Source organism: Streptomyces sp. NPDC087787, assembly GCF_044743035.1.
Classification (GTDB): domain Bacteria; phylum Actinomycetota; class Actinomycetes; order Streptomycetales; family Streptomycetaceae; genus Streptomyces.
The window spans coordinates 186389-204795 of record NZ_JBIUVQ010000009.1 but is presented as its reverse complement, the minus strand read 5'-3'; the positions used below and the strand labels follow the sequence as shown (position 1 = coordinate 204795).

The window sequence follows — 18407 nt, the reverse complement described above, 5'->3', positions numbered from 1 at the left end:
GCCGGCGGGAAATCCGCCGGCAGGGGGCCGCAGGGGTGTGCCTGGGGTCAGTGGCGCCCGCCGCGGTGGTCGCGGTCGTGGTGGTTGTCGCGGTCGTGGTGGTTGTCACGGGGGGTGTCGCGGGGGTCACGGGTGTCACGGTCGTCGCGACGGTTGTCGTTCCAGGTGGTGGTGTCCACCACGCGGCCCCGCTCGTTGCGCAGGGTGGCGGTGTCGCGGCGGTCCCAGATCTCGTTGCGGCGGTCCTGGAACAGGTCCGTGCGGCTGTCGCGGCCGATACCGGTGTGGACCCGGACCGTGGCGCGGCCGTTGAGCCGGAAGTGACGGAAGGTGTAGGTGTGGCCGTGCTTGTCGGACAGCGTCCAGCCGCTCAGATTGACGTTCTGGCGGCTGTTGTTCGTGATCGCCACCCACTCCTCGTTCAGGGCGCGGTTGGAGCGGTGGTCGCGGCCCTCGTAGCCGAGGTGCACGCCGCTGATCACCACGTTCTCGCGGTGCGAGCGCGGGGCGTGGTCGGCTGCGGACGCCGGCAGCGTCGCCGTACCGACCAGTGCTCCGGCAACGGCGGCCGCGGCGGCCAGACGACGAGCGGTCACAGAAACGGAAACGGACACAGGCTCTCCCTGCTTGGTGCGAGCACACTCCGGCCGCGGGGACGAGCCGCGCGGAGAGGTGTGCGCTGTACGGTGGCGGCCGGCTGGCCGCGCCCTCACACCTTGTCCGTCGATTCCGGGACATGGGGGTGATTCCCGACCGGTGTTACAGAGTGCCCATATTTCCGTGACGGTTGACTGTAGGGCTCATTCAGGCGCCGAACACGGGTGGTTGACGGCCCGTCGGCGGGAAGGTCCTTGCGGGCACTGAGCCCCTGTGCGCGCTCGCCATGGCACGCCACCCCGGCCGCCGCGCGGCCGTCACTCCCCCGTGGGTAACAGCCGGCCACCCGTGCCGGCGCCCGTGCGTACGGCACCCGTACATACGCCGCAGGGCCCCGGTGGAGTACCGGGGCCCTGCGATCACCGCGGCGGTCTGCGCCGTGGTGCGGTTGTGGACGAACTCGGTGGGCGGCGGCCCGTCAGCCGCACTGGCAGGGGCCGCCCGACTGGCATCCGCAGCCGCAGCCCGAGCCGCAGCCGCAGGCGCCGAAGATCGGGAGGCTCTTGATCTCGGCGGGCTGCTCGGTCTCGCGTTCCTGCGTGGGGTCGGGCGTGGTGCTGGGGGATTCGGCCATGGGTCCCTCCTCGAGACTGGTGCCTTTGCCCATTTCATGCCCGCTGCCCTGGGCGCATCAACGGCGCACGGTGGCTCGTGCGCGCCTCAGCGTCCCGGCGCCTACGGCGTCGCAGAGCCCCGGCGCCTGTGGCGGCGCGGAGCTCCAGCACTCCGCCGCCCCGGCCGTCAGGCCCCCTCCACCCCCGTCACCGGCTTGATGTCCTGCTGGAGTTCGTCCGCGTGCTCGCCGGTCACCAGGTACACCACCCGCTTGGCGACCGCGACCGCGTGGTCGGCGTACCGCTCGTAGTAGCGGCCGAGCAGGGTGACGTCCACGGCCGTCTCGATGCCGTGCTGCCAGCGGTCGTCGATCAGGTGCGTGAAGAGGGTGCGGTGCAGCAGGTCCATCTCGTCGTCGTCCTGCTCCAGCTGGAGGGCCAGGTCGACGTCCTTGGTCACGATCACCTCGGCCGCCTTCGCCATCAGGCGCTGGGCCAGCTGTCCCATCTCCAGGATGGTGGCGTGCAGGTCCTGCGGGACCGCGCGCTGCGGGAAGCGCAGCCGGGCGAGCTTGGCCACGTGCTGGGCCAGGTCGCCCGAACGCTCCAGGTCGGCGGACATCCGCAGGGACGTCACGACGATCCTGAGGTCCGTCGCCACCGGCTGCTGCCTGGCCAGCAGGGCTATCGCCCGGGCCTCCAGGTCGTGCTGGAGTTCGTCGACCCGCTGGTCGGCCTCGATCACGCTCTCGGCCAGCTTCAGATCGGAGTCCAGGATGGCGGTCGTGGCGCGCCCGATCGCCGACCCGACCAGCCGGGCCATCTCCACCAGACCGTCGCCGATCGAGTCAAGTTCCTCGTGGTACGCGTCCCGCATCAGGGTTCCCTCTCGTGCGTCGTCGTTCGGGGGGTTCGTAGGGGTTTCCGGGGCCATGGGCCGCGGCGGAGCCTGGGGTGCGAACCCCACGCTCCCACGGTCCGGGCCGTACGCGTCCGTTTCCGTCACCCCAAATGAACCATTACTGGCTGCAAGGTGAACTCTGGGCGACGAGTGTCCGAGGTCGCACCTGGACGGCTGTGGTCGGGTCCTGTCCCGTGCCTAACCTGGACGCATGGACGTGAACGCGGCGGTCGCCGCAGCGGCAGCGATCGCCGGAGTGCTCACCGGCGTCATCGCCATGCTGGCGTTCCGCTGGAGCGAGCGCGAGCAGAGGCGCCCGACCCGTACTTCCCTGCACATCGACCCGGTCCTGCCGCCGGGTGTGGACACCGTCCTCTCCGTACTGCGCTCCTCGGCGGTCGTCCTCGACGAGGCCGACGCCGTGGTCAAGGCCAGTTCGGCAGCCTACGCCCTCGGACTGGTCCGCGGCGGCAAGCTGGCCGTGGAGCCGATGCTCCAGATGGCCCGGGACACCCGGAGGGACGGAGAGATACGGCAGGTCGAGCTGGACCTGCCGCGGCGCGGCACCGGACGCGGCGAGGCCCTCGCCGTCTCCGCGCGCGTCGCGCCGCTGGGCTCCCGGCTGGTGCTGCTCCTGGTGGAGGACCTGACCGAGGCCCGCCGCATCGAGGCCGTACGACGCGACTTCGTCGCCAATGTGAGCCACGAGCTGAAGACCCCGGTCGGCGCGCTCTCCCTGTTGTCCGAGGCCATCATGGACGCCTCCGACGACCCGGAGGCCGTGGAGCGCTTCGCCGGGCGCATGCAGATCGAGGCGACCCGGCTCACCAACCTGGTGCAGGAGCTCATCGACCTCTCCCGGGTGCAGAACGACGACCCGCTGGAGGACGCCGAGCCGGTCCGGGTGGACGAGCTGGTGGCCGAGGCCATCGACCGCTGCCGCCACCAGGCCGGGACCAAGCAGATCACGATGGCCGCCGGAGGCACCGCCGACCTGCGGGTGTGGGGCAACCGGGGCCAGCTCGCCGCGGCGCTCGGCAACCTCGTGGAGAACGCCGTCAACTACTCCCCGTCCCGCACCCGCGTCGGCATCGCCGCCCGCCGGGTGCGGGTGCCCGGCGGGGACCTCATCGAGATCGCCGTCACCGACCAGGGCATCGGCATCTCGGACAAGGACAAGGAGCGCATCTTCGAGCGCTTCTACCGCGTCGACCCGGCCCGGTCGCGTGCCACGGGGGGCACCGGCCTGGGTCTGGCGATCGTGAAGCACGTGGTCGCCTCGCACGGCGGGGAGATCACTCTGTGGAGCGCCGAGGGACAGGGCTCCACCTTCACCCTGCGGTTGCCGGAGGCGGCCGCGGCCCGAGAGGCCCGCGACCGCGCACAGCAGCATCCCGCCCTCGACGAGGAGGCCGGGCAGGCACTCAACGAACAATCCCCTTACGAACCGCTTCCCGCCCCGGAGGTCCTTCCGTGACCCGAGTGCTCGTCGTCGAGGACGAGGAGTCCTTCTCCGACGCCCTTTCGTACATGCTCCGCAAGGAGGGCTTCGAGGTCGCCGTCGCGGCCACCGGGCCCGACGGACTCGACGAGTTCGAGCGCAACGGCGCCGACCTCGTCCTCCTCGACCTGATGCTGCCGGGCCTGCCCGGCACGGAGGTGTGCCGTCAGCTCCGCGGCCGCTCCAACGTTCCCGTGATCATGGTGACCGCCAAGGACAGCGAGATCGACAAGGTCGTCGGCCTGGAGATAGGCGCGGACGACTACGTCACCAAGCCGTTCTCCTCCCGCGAGCTGGTCGCCCGCATCCGCGCGGTGCTGCGCCGGCGCGGTGAGCCGGAGGAGGTCACTCCGGCGGCCCTGGAGGCCGGGCCGGTCCGCATGGATGTCGACCGGCACGTCGTCACGGTCTCCGGCTCCAAGGTCGACCTCCCGCTCAAGGAGTTCGACCTGCTGGAGATGCTGCTGCGCAACGCCGGCCGGGTCCTGACCCGGATGCAGCTCATCGACCGCGTCTGGGGTGCCGACTACGTGGGCGACACCAAGACGCTGGACGTCCACGTCAAGCGCCTGCGCGCGAAGATCGAGCCGGACCCGGGCGCCCCGCGCTATCTGGTGACGGTCCGAGGGCTCGGTTACAAGTTCGAGCCGTAGACCGGTACGGGCCGCGCCGTACGCGCCGGTCCCTTCCGCCGCGACATACGACAAGGGCGGCACCCTCGTGGAGAGGGTGCCGCCCTTGTCGTAGGCGGGAGCGGGGTCAGTGACCGGCCGCCGACTGCGAGGCCGAGTCGCTGGGCGTCGCGGCGGCGTCGGCGCCCTCCGGCGCGGAGGCCGACTCGGACGGCGCGTCCGACGGCGACTTGGACCGCTTGCCCGCGGGGGAGTGGGACGCGGCCGGCGCGCCGGGGGCCGCCGGGATGTTGCTCGGGCCCCACTTGTCGAAGTAGCCCTCGGCGGGGACCACGAAGGCGCGCAGGCTCACGTCGCCGGTCTTGCTGAAGGTGAAGGTGATCTTCTGCGCGTTGCCGTCCTTGAGCACCGGGCCCGGGTTGGTCAGCGCCGCGGAGGCGTTGTCCTTGCCGCCGAGGATCACGGAACCGTGCGCGGGGACGGTCACCTTGCCGCCGCCCTGCGCCGCGGTGAGCTGGGCGGAGCCGTCGCCGTCGACACGGATCGCGTCCAGCGTCTCGTCCGTCGTGCCGCTGTTGAACAGCGTCGCGATGATCACGGCCGGGCCCTTGGTCTGGACGCCGGGCTGGGTGACGACAACCGCGTTCTGGACCTGGATCGTGCCGACCGTCGCGGCCGCGTGGTCGGGGTGGATCTGGAGCGTCTGGGCATCGTTGCCGGCGCCGCACGCGGCGAGCGAGGCGAGCGAGAACGCGATGGCGGCGGCGGCGAGGGCGCCGCGTCGAAGGCTGCTGCTCACGGCGGCGGCAACTCCTTGAACGTGGGCGGAACAGGGCGGCTCCCTTATAAAGCCGCCCTAAGCGTCTGTCAGCGGCCATAGGTTATCGAGCCGTTCCCGCAGGCCCGCACCCGACCCGCCCCCTGTGCCCCGCGCCACACCCCCGCGCCCTCACGGCGCGGCCGTCCGGGCTGCCGTAACCGGTCGGCGGACCGGGTCCGTTCCGCCGGGCGGCCGGATCCGTACGGGCGCCCGCGCATTGGCCGCGCGACTGTCCGCCTTTCCCATTAGCGCCACGCGCATAGCCCGCTCATAGCGCGTCATCGGCCTGCTGGGGATTTCCGGTGAAGGAATGCGCGCCGGGGGCGGGAATTGATCAACGGCCGCCCGTCCGGTGGATGGGACGAACGGCGTGATCAATTCCGGATTCGTCTTGGAGACGGCTGGGAAGCACCGAACGGAGTAGCGGAAGTCGAGCGCTTGGAACCAGACAAAACGGGATGTTCAGCCGTTTGGACGGGGCGCCGGATGTGTGTAGCGTACGCGTTTCGGCCCACACGCAGAGCCCCTCCGACCTGCGAATACCCGCTTCCTCTTGACCTCCGGGCCCCTTCCGAAGCACGTCCCCGTTGCTGTTGTCAAGCCCCGAGATATGCCCTGACCTGCGAAAACGCCATTCAGAAGACGCCGTATCCGTGTTACCCTGGATAGCCACGGAAGGGGTACCTGTCACATGACGTTCAAGGTTGGCGACACCGTGGTCTATCCCCATCACGGGGCCGCGCTGATCGAGGCTATCGAAACTCGCCAGATCAAAGGCGTGGACAAGACCTACTTGGTGCTGAAGGTCGCCCAGGGTGACCTGACGGTGCGTGTGCCAGCGGACAATGCGGAGTTCGTCGGCGTGCGTGATGTGGTCGGTCAGGACGGGCTGGACCGGGTCTTCGAGGTCCTGCGTGCTCCGTACGCCGAGGAGCCCACGAACTGGTCACGTCGCTACAAGGCAAATCTGGAGAAGCTCGCCTCCGGCGATGTCATCAAGGTCGCGGAAGTCGTACGTGACCTGTGGCGTCGCGAGCGCGAGCGCGGACTCTCCGCGGGTGAGAAGCGCATGCTCGCCAAGGCCCGCCAGATCCTGGTGAGCGAGCTCGCCCTCGCGGAGAACACCAACGAGGACAAGGCCGAGGCCCTGCTCGACGAGGTTCTCGCGTCCTGACGCGAGGCGACCGTCACACCCGCCTCAGTTCAGCACAGAAAATGCCGCGGTGCCCGATGGCGCGTTCTACGTCGCCGGGCGCTGCGGCATGTTCGTACCCGCGCGGGCCCGCACGGGTCTCCTCCATGCCGTACGACGGGGGAGGTCCCCCCGATACTGTGTGCCGTGCCCGGGCAGTCGGCTCGACCAGTGTCACGGAAGGGTCCGGTCGAGGCCGTGCGCCCGGCACTCCCCCCTGGCTCTGCGAGCAAGGGGGCTGCTCCCCCAGGGCCATACCCACGCCGGGCCGCCACACAAACCTGACAGGAACCATGTCTGACGAATCGCGTCCCTCGTCCGCAGGCGGCAGGCCGGGAGCCCCCGTCGCCGCCGTGATTCCGGCCGCCGGCCGGGGCGTACGCCTCGGCCCGGGCGCCCCCAAGGCGCTGCGCGCGCTGAGCGGCACGCCCATGCTCATCCACGCCGTGCGGGCCATGGCCGCCTCCCGGGCGGTCGGACTCGTCGTCGTCGTGGCCCCGCCCGACGGCGCCGCCGAGGTCAAGTCGCTCCTCGACGCGCACGCGCTGCCCGAGCGCACGGACTTCCTCGTCGTGCCGGGCGGCGAGAGCCGCCAGGAGTCGGTCGGGCTCGGCCTGGACGCGCTGCCGCCGGGTCACGACATCGTCCTCGTGCACGACGCGGCCCGTCCGCTGGTGCCGGTGGACACCGTGGACGCGGTGATCGAGGCCGTGCGGGCCGGGGCGCCCGCCGTCGTGCCGGCGCTGCCGCTCGCCGACACCGTCAAGCAGGTCGAGCCCGCGGCGGAGCCCGGCGGGCCCGAGCCGGTGGTGGCCACGCCCGACCGGTCGCTGCTGCGGGCCGTGCAGACCCCGCAGGGCTTCGACCGGGCGACGCTGGTCCGCGCCCACGAGACCGTCACCGACGACGTCACCGACGACGCGAGCATGGTCGAGCAGCTCGGCGAGCGGGTCGTGGTCGTGCCCGGCCACGAGGAGGCCTTCAAGGTCACCCGCCCGCTCGACCTGGTCCTCGCGGAGGCGGTCCTGGCCCGGCGGAGGCTGAACGATGGCTTCTGACGCGCCCCTGCTTCCGCAGGTCGGCATCGGCACCGACATCCACGCCTTCGAGGAGGGCCGCGAGTTGTGGTGCGCGGGCCTCAAGTGGGAGGGCGAGGGTCCGGGACTGGCCGGGCACTCCGACGCCGACGTCGTCGCGCACGCCGCGTGCAACGCGCTGTTCTCGGCCGCCGGCCTCGGCGACCTCGGGCAGCACTTCGGCACCGGGCGCCCCGAGTGGTCGGGCGCTCCGGGGGTCACCCTGCTGGCGGAGGCCGCGCGGATCGTCCGCGCGGCGGGCTTCCGGATCGGGAACGTCGCGGTGCAGGTCGTCGGCCCCCGGCCGAAGATCGGCAAGCGCCGGGACGAGGCCCAGAAGGTCCTGTCCGAGGCGGCCGGGGCGCCGGTCACCGTCTCCGGCGCGACCACCGACGGACTCGGCTTCCCCGGCCGGGGCGAGGGACTGATGGCGGTGGCCACGGCGCTCGTGGTGCGAGTGGACTGACGGCGTGCGAGGGTACCCGCGTACGCCTCGTCCCCGACGCGTACGCACCCGCCCCCCGACGCGGGCACCCGACGCGCGACCAGGTTCACGGAGGTCCCCCATGTCCGCCGCCCTGCCCGACCGGCTCAAGTCACTGCTCGACGGTCCCGTCTTCGTCATTCTCGGCACGATCCAGCCCGACGGCAGCCCGCAGATGTCCCCGGTGTGGGCGAAGCGGGACGGCGACGACGTCCTCGTCTCCACCACCGTGGACCGCCGCAAGAAGAAGAACCTCGACCGCGACGCCCGCGTCAGCGTCGTGGTCCAGGACCCCGAATCGCCCTACGAGTACGCCGAGATCCGCGGCACCGTGGAGACGACCACCGCGGGCGGCCAGCAGCTCATCGACGAGCTGTCCATGAAGTACACCGGCAAGAAGTACGCCGAGTTCAACCCCTCCTCGGCGCAGGACGCCGAGCGCGTGATCGTACGGATCAAGCCGCGGAAGGTCGTCGGCATCCTCTGACCGCCGCCCTTCCGCGCGGCGCATACGCGGCACCTGCGCGGAAAAGCGGCGGGCGCACGGTGGAAGGCAGGCGAGGCACTGCCCGGCGCCCACTACCCTGGAGTGGTGACTATTCGCCTGTACGACACCAGCGCCCGGCAGATCCGTGACTTCACCCCGCTCGAGCCGGGTTGTGTCTCGATCTACCTGTGCGGCGCGACCGTGCAGGCGGCCCCGCACATCGGGCACATCCGCTCGGGGCTGAACTTCGACATCATGCGCCGCTGGTTCGCCTACCGCGGCTACGAGGTGACGTTCATCCGCAACGTCACCGACATCGACGACAAGATCATCACCAAGGCGCGCGAGCAGCACCGCCCGTGGTGGTCGATCGGCTATGAGAACGAGCGCGCCTTCGACGACGGTTACACCGCGCTCGGCTGCCTGCCGCCCACCTACGAGCCCCGCGCCACCGGCCATGTGCCGGAGATGATCGAGATGATGCGGGGGCTCATCGAGCGCGGCCACGCCTACGCGGCCGACGGCAACGTCTACTTCGACGTGCGCTCCTTCCCCGGCTACCTGGAGCTGTCGCGGCAGGAGCTCGACAACCTGCTCCAGCCCTCGGGCGAGGGCGAGACCGGCAAACGCGACCCGCGTGACTTCGCCATGTGGAAGTCGGCCAAGCCGGGCGAGCCGACCTGGTCCACCCCGTGGGGGCCGGGACGTCCGGGCTGGCACCTGGAGTGCTCGGCGATGGCGCACAAGTACCTCGGCAGCGCCTTCGACATCCACGGCGGCGGCCTGGACCTGATCTTCCCGCACCACGAGAACGAGATCGCCCAGGCCAAGGCCTACGGCGACGACTTCGCACGGTACTGGGTGCACAACGCCTGGGTGACCATGGCCGGCGACAAGATGTCCAAGTCGCTGGGCAACAGCGTGCTGGTCTCCGAGATGGTCAAGCAGTGGCGGCCCATCGTGCTGCGGTACTACCTGGGCACCCCGCACTACCGCTCGATGATCGAGTACAGCGAGGAGGCGCTGCGCGAGGCCGAGTCCGCGTTCGCCCGGATCGAGGGCTTCGTCCAGCGCGTGGTGGAGAAGGCCGGCCCGGTCGAGCCGGCCGAGCAGGTGCCGCCCGCGTTCGCCGAGGCGATGGACGACGACCTGGGCGTGCCGCAGGCGCTCGCGGTGGTGCACACCACCGTCCGCCAGGGCAACAGCGCGCTCGCGGCCGACGACAAGGAGGCCGCCGTGGCCCGGCTCGCCGAGGTGCGGGCCATGCTCGGCGTCCTCGGCCTCGACCCGCTGGACCCGCACTGGGCCGGAGGGGGCGAGCAGCGCGGCGAGGATCTGCACGGCGTGGTCGACACCCTGGTCCGCATGGTCCTCGACCAGCGCGAGGCGGCTCGTGCGCGCAAGGACTGGGCGACCGCCGACGCCCTCCGCGACCAGCTGAACCAGTCGGGCCTGGTCATCGAGGACAGCCCGCAGGGGCCGCGCTGGAGCCTGGGCGCGCGCTGAGCCCGCCCGCGAGCACGGAAGATCGATTGTGCCGCCCGGCCTCCCGGGCGGCACACTGCATAGACGTACGTACGACGTTTCAACAGACAGGTAGGTCATGGCCGGGAACAACCGCCGCATGTCCGGCAAGAAGGGCGCGCAGGTCGGCAGCGGCGGCCAGCGGCGCCGGGGGCTCGAGGGCAAGGGGCCGACGCCCCCCGCCGAGATGCGCAAGGGGCACGCCAAGCAGCGTGCCGCCCAGTCGAAGGTGCGCCGCGCCCAGGGGCGCCCGCAGCAGCGGCGCGGTTCGGGCCGGTCGTCCTCCGAGCTCGTGGTCGGCCGCAACCCGGTCGTCGAGGCGCTGCGCGAGGGCGTGCCCGCCACCACGCTCTACGTCCAGCAGTTCATCGACAACGACGAGCGGGTGCGCGAGGCGCTCCAGCTCGCGGCCGAGCGCGGCGGGATCAACCTCATGGAGGCCCCGCGTCCCGAGCTCGACCGGATGACGAACGGACTCAACCACCAGGGCCTGGTCCTCCAGGTGCCGCCGTACGAGTACGCGCACCCCGAGGACCTCGCCGACGCGGCCTACGACGAGGGCGAGGACCCGCTGATCGTCGCCCTCGACGGGGTCACCGACCCGCGCAACCTCGGCGCGGTGGTCCGCTCCGTCTCCGCCTTCGGCGGGCACGGCGTGGTGGTCCCCGAGCGGCGCGCGGCCGGTATGACCGCGGGTGCCTGGAAGACCTCCGCCGGCACGGCCGCCCGTACGCCGGTGGCCCGCGCCACCAACCTGACCCGCGCCCTGGAGACGTACCAGAAGGCGGGCATCACGGTGGTCGGCCTCGCGGCGGACGGCGAGGCGGAACTCGGCGACCTGGACGCCCTGGCGGGTCCCGTCGTCATCGTCGTCGGCAGCGAGGGCAAGGGTCTGTCCCGGCTGGTCGGCGAGACCTGCGACGTGCGGGTGCGCATCCCGATGCCGGGCGGCGCGGAGTCGCTGAACGCCGGTGTCGCGGCCGGCATCGTGCTCTACGAGGCGGCGCGCAGGCGCGCCTGAGCGGCCCGGAGCCGGGCGCGGGCGCGCCTGGCAGGTCGTACTCAGCCCGGCGCGGGTGGTCGAACGGTCGTCCGTACGGTCACCCGCCCGGGTGCAACCGGGCGATCCGCGCAACCTTGACGCGGTCCGGACAGATCCGACGCGCCGTGGCAGTGTCCTAACTCCTCGTCACTCGGTTAGATGAGTGTGGACACCAGAACACCCCGCACACCCACGGGGGACCGTTCGTCGGGATACGACGACGCTCCCGCGCTGAGCATGGTGAAGGTGCCGAGCGATCCGGCGCAGGTCATCGTCAACCACGCGAGTTTCCGCGTGCAGTTGGGCGCCACCTCGCGGCGCGCCCAGTCCCGGCGGATCGCCCGGCACCCCGGCGGCACCGACTACACCGGCAGCGTGCCCGTCGCCGCGGGCCGGGCCGGGGCCGCGACCCACCGCCGTCCGGTCGTCTGGAGCGGCCGGTCCGCCCCGGACGACACCGGCGCCCACCGGCTGCTCCAGGCCGTGCGGAGCGGAAGCCTGCGGTACGCCGACGAGCCGTCCGCGGACACCGGGGCCACGCGGGTCGTCCCGCGCGTCGGCGGCACACCCCGCCACGACACCTACGACCTCGAACGGACGGTCGAGACCCCCGTCGTAGGCGCCCAGCGCGCGCCCCAGCCCGGCGAGACCCGGCTGCTGCCGCACATGCGGACCGCGGGCAGCGCCTACGAGGAGTCAGCCCACGGCGGCACCGGGTACGGCGGCACCGGGTACGGCGAGAACGCGTACGGCACCCCGGCATACGGCCAACCGCCGTACGACGACGCCGGCTTCGCGGACGACAGGTACGCCGAGGACGCCGAGGACGGCGCCTACGACACGTACGGCGAGCAGGACGGGCACCGGCAGGGCAGGCGCCACGCCGACGACCCGTCCCGCCACGCGTACTACCCGGGCCGGCGGATGAACCTCGGGGTCGTGCTGCTCCCGCTGCGCATCTTCCTCGGGTTCATCTCGCTCTACGCCGGCATGGGCAAGCTGTGCGACCCGCTGTACTTCGACGGCGGCAGGCGCGGCTCCATGGTCAAGTGGCTCGACACCCTGCACCCCTGGGAAGTCGCCGAGCCGCTGCGCCAGTTCGCGCTCCAGCACCCCGTCGGCTCCGGGCTCTTCATCGCCTTCCTCCAGGTCGTCGTCGGCATGCTCACGGTCCTGGGCTGCTGGCAGCGGGTCGCCGCGGGGATCGGCGCGCTGCTGTCGGCCGCGCTGATCGTGACGGTGAGCTGGAAGTCGGTGCCCGCCTACGACGCGCCGGACATCATCTACCTCGCGGCCTGGTCCCCCCTGGTCATCGCGGGCGCGCCCGTGTACTCCGTGGACGGCCGCCTCGCCGCCTCCGCCTGGCGGCGGCTCGGACCGCGCTCCGACATCTGGGAACTGCGCCGGTTCGTGCTGCGTCGCGGCGCGCTGGTCACGGTGGTCGTCACCGGTCTGACGCTGCTCGTCGGCTCGCTGCTCGGCGGAGCCGTCCGCGACGCCGACCGGGTGGTCGTGCCGGGGCCGGGCGAGGCCCCGCGCAACGAGCTGCCCGGTTCGCCGCTGCCGAAGGAGACGGGCGAGCGGCGGCAGCAGCCGCCGTCGGCCTCGACCTCGCCGGTCACCCGGCACGGCTCCTCGGCGAGCCCGTCCCGCGGTCCCGCGAGCACGCCGGGCGCGGCCCGCGAGAGCGGTACCGTGACCGGCGGCGTGCCGAGCGAGACCCAGGGCACCGGTCAGACGCCGCCGCGGCACTCCGCCCCGGCGCAGCAGGCGCCCAGCACCAGTTCGGGTCCGACCTCCGGCGGTACCGCGACCGGCAGCAGCACCGGATCGAGCGGTGGCTCCGGGGGGCCCAGCTCCAGTAGCGGCGGCTCCAGCGGTGGCGGTTCCTCCTCGGGCCAGCCGGGGCTGGTGGGCGGACTGCTGGGATAGCCCGGCCTCCGCGGCGCCGCACGGGTGCGGCGCCGCGGACTCACCTGCCCAGCGCCGCCAGTTCCTTGGCGGCCTCGGTGAGGTCCTTCGCGGTGTCGATGGCGCGCCAGTAGGCGCCCTGGGGGATCGGGAAGCCGGCGAGCCTGCGTTCGCGGGCCAGGTGCGGGAAGGTGGTGCGCTCGTGGTCGCCGCGCTCCGGGAGGAGGGCGGCGAACTCGGGCGAGAACACGTAGACGCCCGCGTTGATCTCGAAGGTCGAGGGCGGGGCCTCGATGAAGTCCGTGATGTGGCCGAAGCCGTCCGTCCGCACGGCGCCCCAGGGGATCCGCGGGCGGGCCAGTGCGAGTGTGGCGATCGCGTCGCGCTCGGTGTGGAAGTCGGCCATGTCGCGCAGCGAGAACCGGGTCCAGATGTCGCCGTTGGTGGCGTACCAGGGCTGGTCCGGGTGGGGCAGCTGGGCGGCGGCGAACTTCAGGCCGCCGCCGCGGCCGAGGGGCTCCGGCTCCACGACGGTGCAGACGCGGACCGGCAGGTCCGCCGAGTCCAGCCACTTCTCCAGCACCTCGGCGAGGTGGCCGCAGGACACCACCACGTCCGTCACCCCCTCCTCGGCCAGCCAGGCGAGCTGGTGGCCGATGATCGGGGTGCCCGTGCCGGGGATCTCGACCATCGGCTTGGGCCGGTCGTCGGTGTAGGGCCGCAACCGGGAGCCCTGGCCCCCGGCCAGGACGACGGCTTGAGTGGGGCGGGACGCGGTCTTCGGAGGGGTCATGCCCGCACTGTACGACCCAGCCTCGGAGCGTCCGTCAGGGGCTGTCGCCGTACGCACGTGGGCGACGGACACGGCCGACTCGGCCGGACGAAAGCCACTCCCGGAGGACTGCCGCGTCTCGGGACGAGCCGGACGGAGGCCGGTCCAGCCTCGGTCCCGAAGGAACGGCCGGCCCCTCCACGAGCCCCCAGCGCGAAGCCGCGCGAGCGGGCGCCGGGCCCCGGCCGACTGCTCTACGTGGCCCGGGACACGGAGCGGGGCCGGTCGGCATGCTGCCGCTCGCCCGGCCGGTCCGCGGCTCGTCGTGGGGACGCCGGGCCTCGGTGGGGCGGGGCGGTCGACGTCTGCGTGGTCCGGGGCGCGGAGCTGCGGGGTGGGTGATGGGGCGCGGAGTGGTGGGGTGGGGGTTGGTCGGCATGCCGCCGGTCGCCCGGCCGGTCAGCGGCCCGTGGTGCGGGCGCCGGGCTCCGGTCGGGCGGAGGCCGCTGACCTCTCCACAAGGCCTGGGGCGCGGGAACGGGCCGGCCCGGGCGGGTGGAAGCGTGGTCTCCGCGCCCGGGCTGTCGGTCGTCCGGTCCGGTGTCGGGGGTGCGCGTCACGGGTGACCGTACCCAGGGCCGGGGCTACCCCGCCGCGTCGGCGGCCCAGGCGCGGTCAGCGCCGACACGGCTCTCCGCGTTGCCGACCGGCCCACGTTCAGGGCGGGCGCGCGGCCCAGCGCTTTGCCGCCCGGCACACGTTCAGTACGGGCCGCGGCCCTCCGCGTTGCCGTCCGGCGCGCGTCACGGCGGGCGGGCCCCCGCCTTGCCGACCGGCACGTGTACAGGGTGGGCGCGGTCCTCCGCGCCGGTGGGGCGGGTCTCGTCGCCGTGGTGTACGTCGTGCGTGGGGCCGGGTGGCCCTCGCCCTGGCGCCGAGGGGGGGCTCGGGTGGCCAGGGCGGTGGGGGCGTCAGTTGTGGGTGGACTGGATGCCGGTGGCGAAGGAGGTGTCGCAGACCGGGCGGGCGTAGGACTGGGCGCGGGTGGGGCCGTAGATGTGGACGGCGGCGCGGCCCAGGGTGCGGGCGATGGAGGCGCAGTGGCGGGCCAGCGACGGGCGGCCGTTGACCGCCTGCTGGAGGTGGGTGAGGACCACGCCCGGGTTCCTGTCCTGCAGCTCGGTCAGGAGCTGGTCGCGCAGCACGTCCTGCGGGGCGCGGGCGCGGGACTTCGCCGCGGCGCCGGCGGCCACCGCGTCCGACGCGGTCAGCACCGAGTTGGAGGTGCTCCCCGACCAGTTGACCCGGGTGACCGCGAGGGTTCCGGAGAGCACCAGGACGACGGGCAGGACGAGGGCGAGGGAGCGGCCGATCCGGCGGGCGGGGCCCGGGCCGCGTCGCGTGGAGTGGTTGGTGGAGTGCTTCACGCGAGTGAGGGTAGCGCCCGGTAATGATTTGGCGACATTTAGTCACTCCTTCGAGGGATGGCCGAACCCCACCTCCTGGCTTGCCTGTTGACGCACACCGCTCGAAATGTCCGGTGCGCGGGGGTGATTCGGGGGCATGGGGAAGGGCCCCGCGGCCAGGTCGCGGGGCCCTTCTCGTCAACTTGGGTGAATCGCTCGGGGGTGTCCCGAGGTTTCAGCCGTAAGGCGTCAGCCGCGGACGGGTCAGTCCGACAGACGCTCGCCCGTGGAGGTCGAGAACACGTGGGTCTCGCCCGGCCGCGGCACGACGTGCAGCGTGGAGCCCTTCTCCGGGACGGAACGGCTGTTGACGCGGACGACGAGGTCCCTCTGCTCGCCGCCGACCTCGACCGAGCCGTAGACGTACCCGTCGGCGCCCGTCTCCTCCACCACGTTCACGGAGACGGCGAGGCCGGCCGGAGCGTCCTCGGTGTCCTTCGACAGGGACGCCGCCGCGCCGCCGCCCAGCTCGACCACGTCGAAGTGCTCGGGGCGCACGCCCACCGTCACCGTGCGGTCGCCCCTGTCCGAGGCGGCCTTGAGCGCGTCGCGGCTGACCGGCACCACGCTGTTGCCGAACTTCACACCGCCGTCGGTGATCGGCACCTCGACGAGGTTCATGGCGGGCGAGCCGATGAAGCCGGCGACGAAGAGGTTGGCGGGCTTGTCGTACATGTTGCGCGGCGAGTCGACCTGCTGGAGCAGACCGTCCTTGAGCACCGCCACGCGGTCGCCCATCGTCATGGCCTCGACCTGGTCGTGGGTGACGTAGACGGTGGTGATGCCGAGCCGGCGCTGGAGCGAGGCGATCTGCGTACGGGTGCTCACCCGGAGCTTGGCGTCCAGGTTGGACAGCGGCTCGTCCATGAGGAACACCTGCGGCTCGCGCACGATCGCGCGGCCCATGGCGACACGCTGGCGCTGACCGCCGGAGAGCGCCTTCGGCTTGCGGTCGAGGTACTCGGTCAGGTCGAGGATCTTCGCGGCCTCCTCGACCTTCTGCCGGATCTCCGCCTTGTTGACGCCGGCGATCTTGAGCGCGAAGCCCATGTTGTCGGCGACCGTCATGTGCGGGTACAGCGCGTAGTTCTGGAACACCATGGCGATGTCCCGGTCCTTCGGCGGCAGGTGGGTGACGTCGCGGTCACCGATCCGGATGGCTCCGCCGTTGACGTCCTCCAGGCCCGCGAGCATCCGCAGGGAGGTGGACTTGCCGCAACCGGACGGGCCGACCAGGACGAGGAACTCACCGTCCTCGATGTCGATCTCGAGCGCGTCGACGGCGGGCTTGTCGGAACCCGGGTAGATCCGGGTCGCCTTGTCGAACTGGACAGTGGCCATGGCGAATGGGCCCCCTTCTACCGGCAGGAACGTGCCGGACGATCCGTTGTAGGAAGGTGGTGCCACTACGGGTGTTCCGTCGTGGTGGTGTAGTCCACAAGGGTGAACTGGCACAGGACGGTACCTGGCGTTCACCTGGTCTGTCAGCACCCGGGGGCGAGTGAACTTCGCGGAAACTCCTGCGGGGCCGGCGCGGGGACCTGGGTACACTGCACGGAAACACCCACGCAGGCCTCCTTAGCTCAGCTGGTCCAGAGCGGCTGTCTTGTAAACAGCAGGTCGTCGGTTCGAATCCGACAGGGGGCTCCACGCACGAAGGCCACCCGCACTGTGAAGTGCGGGTGGCCTTCGTTCGTTTCCGCAGGTCAGGCTGTTCTGAGGAGGGCCCGCACGACCTGACGCAGCGTTGCCTCGGCGTCCGGGGCGGCGGCCGACGTCCGCCAGGCCACGAATCCGTCCGGGCGGACCAGTACCGCTCCGTCGGCCGTGGTGCCGTGGGCACGCGCCCAGTCGGGTGCCGCGCCCTCCACGCCGTCGCGCGGGTCGTGGACGATCTCGGCGCCGAAGCGGTACGAGTCCAGGCGTACGCCGTCGCTCTCGGCGACGCGCAGGGCCGCCGCGTGCCAGCCCGCCGCCGACCGGGCGTCGCTCAGCAGCACCAGGGAGCGCTCGTAGAGGTCGAGCGTCGAGATCCGCTCGTCGCCGCGGCGCAGCCACAGGTGGGGCGCCCTGCTGCCCGGCTCGCCGCTCAGGCGCATCGCCTCGGGCACGACCTCCTGGTCCGGGCCGGCGCCCACGACGGCGCCCTGCGGGTAGCGGTAGCCGAGGACGACGTTGAGGATGCCGCCGCGCCTGCCGCCGCCGATGCCGGGGGCCGGCGCGAAGCCGGGGTGGCTGTGCTCGACGGAGCGGGCGGAGGCGCGGGCGCTGGTCGCCTTGGCGACGGGGCGGCGTTCGGCGTCGTAGGTGTCGAGGAGGCCGGGTCCGGCCCAGCCGCCGAGCACGGCGGCCAGCTTCCAGGCCAGGTTGTGCGCGTCCTGGATGCCGGTGTTGGAGCCGAAGGCGCCGGTGGGGGACATCTCGTGCGCGGAGTCACCGGCGAGGAACACCCGTCCGGCCGAGTAGCGGTCGGCGACCCGTTCGGCGGCGCGCCAGGACGCCTTTCCGGTGATCTCCACATCCAGGTCGGGGGCCCCGATCGCGCGGCGGATGTGCCGCTGGAGCCGGTCCTCGGTGAACTCCTCCAGCTTCTCGCCGCGCTCCGGGTGCCAGGGCGCGTGGAAGACCCAGTGCTCCTTGTTGTCGACGGGCAGCAGGGCCCCGTCGGCGTCCGGGTCGGTGAGGTAGCAGCAGATGAAGCGGCGGTCGCCCACCACCTCGGCGAGCAGCTTGGAGCGGAAGGTGACGCTGACGTTGGCGAACAGGTCGCCGGGCCCGGTGTGCCCGATGCCCAGGCGTCGCCGGACCGGGCTGCGCGGCCCGTCGGCGGCGACCAGGTAGTCGGCGCGGACGGTGCAGCGCTCGTCGGTGCCCCGGTCCCGCACCACCGCGGTCACGCCCTCGCCGTCCTGCTCGAAGGACTCCATCTCGTGGGCGTAGCGCAGGTCGCCGCCGAGCCTGCGGGCGCCCCTGAGCAGCTCGGGCTCCAGGTCGTTCTGGCTGCACAGGCACCAGCCGGCGGGGCTGAACCTGGCGAGGCCGCCGCCCGGGTCGATGTGCTTGAACAGCCACTCTCCCGCGTCGCCGGCCAGCGTCGGCGTCTGGAGGATGCCGTGGTTCTCCGCCAGCAGGGAGGCCGCCGTCCTGATGTCCGGTTCGACGCCGGCCACCCGGAACAGCTCCATGGTCCGCACGTTGTTGCCGCGTCCGCGGGGGTGGATGGAGGTGCCGGAGTGCCGTTCGACCAGCAGGTGCGGCACGCCGTGGCGGCCCAGGAACAGGGAGGTGGACAGGCCCACCAGGGAGCCGCCCACGATGAGGACGGGTACCCGGTGGTCGGCTTCTCGGCGCATCGATGCCTCCAGGAGCGGGGTGCGGGTGCAGGGCG

At 72.4% G+C, this 18407-nt stretch carries 17 protein-coding genes and 1 tRNA gene; 10 read left to right on the top strand and 8 right to left on the bottom strand.

The annotated features are described in order from the left end of the window. Positions 1–47: 47 nt before the first annotated feature. From ACIOWN_RS17005 to phoU, 3 genes are all read right to left on the bottom strand, one after another. Entirely contained in the window at positions 48–596 is a 549-nt protein-coding gene (locus tag ACIOWN_RS17005; protein ID WP_362345837.1) for a lamin tail domain-containing protein, read from the bottom strand. Positions 597–1075: 479 nt separating this feature from the next. Further along, positions 1076–1231, bottom strand: coding sequence for a hypothetical protein (locus ACIOWN_RS17000; protein ID WP_362345835.1), 156 nt, complete (start codon positions 1229–1231; stop codon positions 1076–1078). Positions 1232–1398: 167 nt separating this feature from the next. Continuing rightward, positions 1399–2088, bottom strand: coding sequence for a phosphate signaling complex protein PhoU (gene phoU / locus ACIOWN_RS16995; RefSeq protein WP_362345833.1), 690 nt, complete (start codon positions 2086–2088; stop codon positions 1399–1401). Between the two features lie 235 nt (positions 2089–2323). Between phoU and ACIOWN_RS16990 the strand changes: the two genes are divergently transcribed. After that, complete coding sequence (locus ACIOWN_RS16990; protein ID WP_401982616.1) at positions 2324–3589, top strand: sensor histidine kinase; 1266 nt, start codon at positions 2324–2326, stop codon at positions 3587–3589. Then, complete coding sequence (locus ACIOWN_RS16985) at positions 3586–4266, top strand: response regulator transcription factor (RefSeq protein ID WP_010358452.1); 681 nt, start codon at positions 3586–3588, stop codon at positions 4264–4266. Before ACIOWN_RS16990 ends, ACIOWN_RS16985 begins: the two co-directional genes overlap by 4 nt. A 106-nt stretch (positions 4267–4372) precedes the next feature. Here ACIOWN_RS16985 and ACIOWN_RS16980 read toward each other — a convergent pair whose 3' ends face one another. Continuing rightward, a complete protein-coding gene (locus ACIOWN_RS16980; protein ID WP_362345830.1) occupies positions 4373–5044 on the bottom strand; it encodes a DUF461 domain-containing protein in 672 nt (223 codons plus the stop codon). Between the two features lie 712 nt (positions 5045–5756). Between ACIOWN_RS16980 and ACIOWN_RS16975 the strand changes: the two genes are divergently transcribed. The 7 genes from ACIOWN_RS16975 to ACIOWN_RS16945 all read left to right on the top strand — a co-directional run bounded on the left by ACIOWN_RS16975 (position 5757) and on the right by ACIOWN_RS16945 (position 12802). After that, complete coding sequence (locus ACIOWN_RS16975) at positions 5757–6239, top strand: CarD family transcriptional regulator (RefSeq protein WP_003953493.1); 483 nt, start codon at positions 5757–5759, stop codon at positions 6237–6239. Between the two features lie 311 nt (positions 6240–6550). Next, positions 6551–7315: a 2-C-methyl-D-erythritol 4-phosphate cytidylyltransferase gene (ispD, locus tag ACIOWN_RS16970; RefSeq protein ID WP_100569068.1), complete on the top strand. Its 765-nt coding sequence runs from the start codon at positions 6551–6553 to the stop codon at positions 7313–7315. Then, complete coding sequence (ispF, locus tag ACIOWN_RS16965) at positions 7305–7799, top strand: 2-C-methyl-D-erythritol 2,4-cyclodiphosphate synthase (RefSeq protein ID WP_358730795.1); 495 nt, start codon at positions 7305–7307, stop codon at positions 7797–7799. The genes ispD and ispF overlap by 11 nt, the downstream gene beginning before the upstream one ends. Before the next feature lie 100 nt (positions 7800–7899). After that, positions 7900–8304: a PPOX class F420-dependent oxidoreductase gene (locus ACIOWN_RS16960; protein WP_362345828.1), complete on the top strand. Its 405-nt coding sequence runs from the start codon at positions 7900–7902 to the stop codon at positions 8302–8304. Between the two features lie 105 nt (positions 8305–8409). After that, positions 8410–9810 carry a cysteine--tRNA ligase gene (gene cysS / locus ACIOWN_RS16955; RefSeq protein WP_401982615.1) on the top strand — a complete coding sequence of 467 codons (1401 nt, stop codon included), beginning with the start codon at positions 8410–8412 and terminating at the stop codon, positions 9808–9810. A 97-nt stretch (positions 9811–9907) separates the two neighbouring features. Beyond that, entirely contained in the window at positions 9908–10849 is a 942-nt protein-coding gene (rlmB, locus tag ACIOWN_RS16950; RefSeq protein ID WP_362345825.1) for a 23S rRNA (guanosine(2251)-2'-O)-methyltransferase RlmB, read from the top strand. 180 nt (positions 10850–11029) lie between these two features. Then, on the top strand, positions 11030–12802 hold the full coding sequence (locus tag ACIOWN_RS16945; protein WP_401982613.1) for a DoxX family membrane protein: 1773 nt from the start codon (positions 11030–11032) through the stop codon (positions 12800–12802). Positions 12803–12842: 40 nt separating this feature from the next. Here ACIOWN_RS16945 and ACIOWN_RS16940 read toward each other — a convergent pair whose 3' ends face one another. From ACIOWN_RS16940 to ACIOWN_RS16930, 3 genes are all read right to left on the bottom strand, one after another. Next, a complete protein-coding gene (locus ACIOWN_RS16940) occupies positions 12843–13574 on the bottom strand; it encodes an NDP-sugar synthase (RefSeq protein ID WP_401982612.1) in 732 nt (243 codons plus the stop codon). Positions 13575–14524: 950 nt separating this feature from the next. Next, positions 14525–14980, bottom strand: coding sequence for a hypothetical protein (locus ACIOWN_RS16935; protein ID WP_362345819.1), 456 nt, complete (start codon positions 14978–14980; stop codon positions 14525–14527). Between the two features lie 243 nt (positions 14981–15223). Beyond that, complete coding sequence (locus ACIOWN_RS16930; protein WP_362345818.1) at positions 15224–16360, bottom strand: sn-glycerol-3-phosphate ABC transporter ATP-binding protein UgpC; 1137 nt, start codon at positions 16358–16360, stop codon at positions 15224–15226. Between the two features lie 231 nt (positions 16361–16591). On the opposite strand from ACIOWN_RS16930, the gene ACIOWN_RS16925 reads away from it, so the two are divergent. Then, a tRNA-Thr gene (locus tag ACIOWN_RS16925) sits at positions 16592–16669 on the top strand. A gap of 56 nt (positions 16670–16725) precedes the next feature. Here ACIOWN_RS16925 and ACIOWN_RS16920 read toward each other — a convergent pair. Beyond that, positions 16726–18372, bottom strand: a complete 1647-nt coding sequence (locus ACIOWN_RS16920) for an FAD-dependent oxidoreductase (protein WP_401982610.1) — start codon at positions 18370–18372, stop codon at positions 16726–16728. Positions 18373–18407 lie beyond the last annotated feature (35 nt).

What these genes read in the sequence shown, in the direction of transcription:
- rlmB (WP_362345825.1), top strand. Translation starts at nt 9,908, where the DNA reads ATGGCCGGGAACAACCGCCGCATGTCCGGCAAGAAGGGCGCGCAGGTC.
- ACIOWN_RS16920 (WP_401982610.1), bottom strand. Translation starts at nt 18,372, where the DNA reads ATGCGCCGAGAAGCCGACCACCGGGTACCCGTCCTCATCGTGGGCGGC.
- ispD (WP_100569068.1), top strand. Translation starts at nt 6,551, where the DNA reads ATGTCTGACGAATCGCGTCCCTCGTCCGCAGGCGGCAGGCCGGGAGCC.
- ACIOWN_RS16975 (WP_003953493.1), top strand. Translation starts at nt 5,757, where the DNA reads ATGACGTTCAAGGTTGGCGACACCGTGGTCTATCCCCATCACGGGGCC.
- ACIOWN_RS16990 (WP_401982616.1), top strand. Translation starts at nt 2,324, where the DNA reads ATGGACGTGAACGCGGCGGTCGCCGCAGCGGCAGCGATCGCCGGAGTG.
- ACIOWN_RS16930 (WP_362345818.1), bottom strand. Translation starts at nt 16,360, where the DNA reads ATGGCCACTGTCCAGTTCGACAAGGCGACCCGGATCTACCCGGGTTCC.
- ispF (WP_358730795.1), top strand. Translation starts at nt 7,305, where the DNA reads ATGGCTTCTGACGCGCCCCTGCTTCCGCAGGTCGGCATCGGCACCGAC.
- ACIOWN_RS16960 (WP_362345828.1), top strand. Translation starts at nt 7,900, where the DNA reads ATGTCCGCCGCCCTGCCCGACCGGCTCAAGTCACTGCTCGACGGTCCC.
- ACIOWN_RS16945 (WP_401982613.1), top strand. Translation starts at nt 11,030, where the DNA reads ATGAGTGTGGACACCAGAACACCCCGCACACCCACGGGGGACCGTTCG.
- ACIOWN_RS17000 (WP_362345835.1), bottom strand. Translation starts at nt 1,231, where the DNA reads ATGGCCGAATCCCCCAGCACCACGCCCGACCCCACGCAGGAACGCGAG.
- phoU (WP_362345833.1), bottom strand. Translation starts at nt 2,088, where the DNA reads ATGCGGGACGCGTACCACGAGGAACTTGACTCGATCGGCGACGGTCTG.
- ACIOWN_RS16940 (WP_401982612.1), bottom strand. Translation starts at nt 13,574, where the DNA reads ATGACCCCTCCGAAGACCGCGTCCCGCCCCACTCAAGCCGTCGTCCTG.